This window comes from Clostridium sp. AF28-12, from assembly GCF_003435225.1.
GTDB lineage: Bacteria > Bacillota > Clostridia > Lachnospirales > Lachnospiraceae > Pilosibacter > Pilosibacter fragilis.
On record NZ_QWGJ01000050.1, the window covers coordinates 1 to 3,063 of the forward strand.

2 protein-coding genes and 1 pseudogene are annotated in these 3,063 nt (G+C 50.1%); all 3 read right to left on the reverse strand.

The features are described from left to right. A pseudogene (locus tag DWY93_RS16605) lies at nt 1-329 on the reverse strand (virulence-associated protein E); the annotation flags it as partial. Beyond that, on the reverse strand, nt 298-942 hold the full coding sequence (locus tag DWY93_RS16610; protein ID WP_117471372.1) for a CHC2 zinc finger domain-containing protein: 645 nt from the start codon (nt 940-942) through the stop codon (nt 298-300). The pseudogene DWY93_RS16605 and the gene DWY93_RS16610, both read right to left, overlap by 32 nt. Nucleotides 943-1,006: 64 nt before the next feature. Beyond that, nucleotides 1,007-2,587 (reverse strand): MobQ family relaxase, encoded by a 1,581-nt coding sequence (gene mobQ, locus DWY93_RS16615; protein WP_117472733.1) that lies wholly within the window; start codon nt 2,585-2,587, stop codon nt 1,007-1,009. Nucleotides 2,588-3,063 lie beyond the last annotated feature (476 nt).

Here is a 3,063-nt window from a genome sequence, read left to right on the forward strand (position 1 = left end):
ATGGGATGGTACTTGTTTTCATTCGCCACAATCCCGATGGCGTTATCAATCTTTTTCTCATTGGTAAGCCCGTAGGTTTCTTCCAGATAGAGAAGCAGATACTTCATGTCCGTATCGTTCAGGGCGGTGCTTTCTCTGTGGAAGCCGATGGGCTTTATGATGTCCTTGCGGTCAGTTAGAATGTTGTATGCGATAGCCCCGGAAAGCAGAGGGTCACGCTGGAATACGGTCAGGCAGTTCCGGATGCTCTGACGGACACCGCCTTTCTCGGTGGTTTCCAGCCCCGCCTTGATTTCCTCAATGCTCTGGGGCGGCTGCATGGCGTTCATGGTGTTTTTTAGTTCTTGCTGCGTCTGCGGCTGCAAGCTCTGCCATTCGTTGTTCAAGCTGTATCACATCCTTTCCGTAGTCCGTAATCAAAGCCGCTTTTTCCTCTGTCTCCCCGAACAGCAGCACATCCAGCAGATATTCCACTTGGGCTTGCTTCTGTAAGGCTTCCACAAACCGGGGATGAACGGCTTCCTCCGGGGTGTGCGGGGCATATTCCTTTCTCCATGCCCTAAGCAGGTGGAGATAATCGGCAAGGATACGGAAGCAGCGGTTCTTTGCTTCCTGAAACTGTTCCTCCGGGGATTTCTGCCGGGGCTTGGGCTTTTTTACCTTCCCCGGCGGTTTCCAGTCCTCATAGGAAAGCCCGAAGTCCTGTGCCAGCTGTACGGCGGCTTCTTTCTTTCCCAGCCCATACAGGGCGGCGGCAAAATCAATCACATCCCCATCCGCACCGCAGCCGAAGCAGTGGTAACGCCGATCCAGCTTCATGCTTGGGGTTTTATCGTTATGGAACGGGCAACAAGCCATCCCGTTCCGGCCTACACGGATTCCATAATGCTCCGCAGCCTGTCTTGTTGTGACGGACTGCTTCACAGCTTCAAATACATTCAAATCTATCCCTCCTTGAAAAAAGAAAAGCACCTGACATTCTCTGATTGAAAATGGCAAGTGCCTGTTAAAGTTCCATATCCTGTTGTTTGTGTTTTGTCTGCACCGGGGCAGTTCTTTGTGCTTTTTTCTCGTCCGCCTTATCCTGCAAGACTTCTTTGAGGGACTGCTTCTTGGACGGCTCTTTGCTTTCTTCTGTGCCGGGTGTGGCTTTCCGTACCCAGTAGCGGATGTCCCGCAGCTTCTTCAAATCCTCCTGTACCTCGGTCAGCGGTACTTTCAGTTCTGCGATTTCGCTGAGAAGCGTTTCCTGCTCCTCTTGCAGCTCCTTTTGGGTACTGTCCTTATCGTCCGGGTGCTTGGCAAGGTAGTCAGCGGCTTTCTCATACCGGGCAACCTCCGGGTGTTCCTGTTTGAATTTCTCCTTTGTTTTCTTAAAAAATATCTTCTGGTACTTCTCATAGACAGCCTTACATTCTTTGCAGTCTGTCCGGCTGGCAAGAATCCCGTCAATCACTTTGCTCCGGGCTTCCTTTGGCTTCATCTGATTGCGGTAATCTGCGGCTGATTTCCCGGAAGATTCCAGAAATGCTTCTAAGTCCTCCACAGTGGAAAGCCCCTTTTGCCGGAGATAGGACAGGGCTTCGCTGACTGCCTTTAAGTCCTGTGAAGTCCCCCGGTTCTGTCCAGCCCTCGTCCAGTCCTTCCGTTCTTCCTTTCGTATCGCCATATACTTCATCAGCAGATTGGGAAGAAGTGTCGCTTCCTCCGCCGCTTTTTGTGCAAGCAGCTCTTTCCGTTTTTCGCCCAGCTCGGTAATCCAGCCTTTGAGGTTTTGGATAAGCTGCCGGATGGACTTCATCAGACTGTTGGCGGCTCTGATTTCCCGGTTCAGGTTTCCGATATTCGTCTGGATACCACGCTTTTCCATCTGCCGGACAGCAGCCCCCTCATGGACAGTGGGGACAATATCAAGCCCCTGTCTGGCATAGGAACGCAAGTCCACACGCTCCGGACGGTCATTGGCTTCCAGATAGCGGTTCTGGATGACTTCCCACTCATGCCGCCAGATTTCACAATACTTCTGGTCGTTCCAGTCCACCGTATCCTCCTTGTGACTTTTCCATCTGCCGGACGGAAGTTTTATTCGTTCCCCATTTTCGTCAAGGTCATAAACCTTACGGCTCTTGGGAAGCCATTTCCCATGTTCGTCCATTGCCCTCATAGTCAGCAGAACATGGGCGTGGGGATTGTGTCCCGGCGGATGGGGGTCATGGATTGCAAAATCAGCAATCATGCCTTTGGAAACAAACTGCTGCTCACAAAACTCCCGGACAAGGACAGCATACTGGTCGGGTGGTATCTCTCTTGGAATGGTAAGCACCCACCGCCTTGCAAGCTGGGAGTTCCATTGCTTTTCCACCGCTTCGGCGGCGTTCCATAAGGTATTGCGGTCTGCATACGACCGTGGGGCGTTTGCCGGGAGCAGAATTTCATTGTGGACAATACCACGCTTTTCCGGGTAGTGCTTCACTTGCTGGTCGTATTCACAGAACAGCTTTTCGCCGCTTTGGTAAGCAGCGGCGGCAACCGCAGACTGTCGCTGGCTGCGCTGAACAATCGTGATTTCGTTGTGTGGGCAGGGCATTTCGTGTCCCTCCTTTCGGTAATTGGTGGATGGGGTGGCGTTTTACCACCTCATTTTGGCAGAAAAAAAGCAGGAGACCTTTTTCAGATTTCCTGCTCGGTGTGCCGCTGTGAAGGCGGCGGATATTTAGCTGTAAAAGTTCGGGACAAGTTGACCCGATGTGTGGGTGGCAAACTTGAATTTTACGATTTTTTGTTTTTCAAAAAGTCAATAGTTCTTTTCACGATAAATACGATACATATCAAACCTACAATCCCACAAACAATAGAGTCCTTTAAGTCTGCAAATCCTCCTGTGTACTGCATTGCATAATAATAAACCGTCCATATCAGTATCAATACGAACACACTAATACTTAACCAATAAGACTTTTTCTTCATCTAATTTTCCTCACATTGAACTTCCGATTAGTCGTTGACTTCATTATACTTTATTCGACCGTCAAAGTATAGAGAGATTTTGTAAAACTTGTCGGC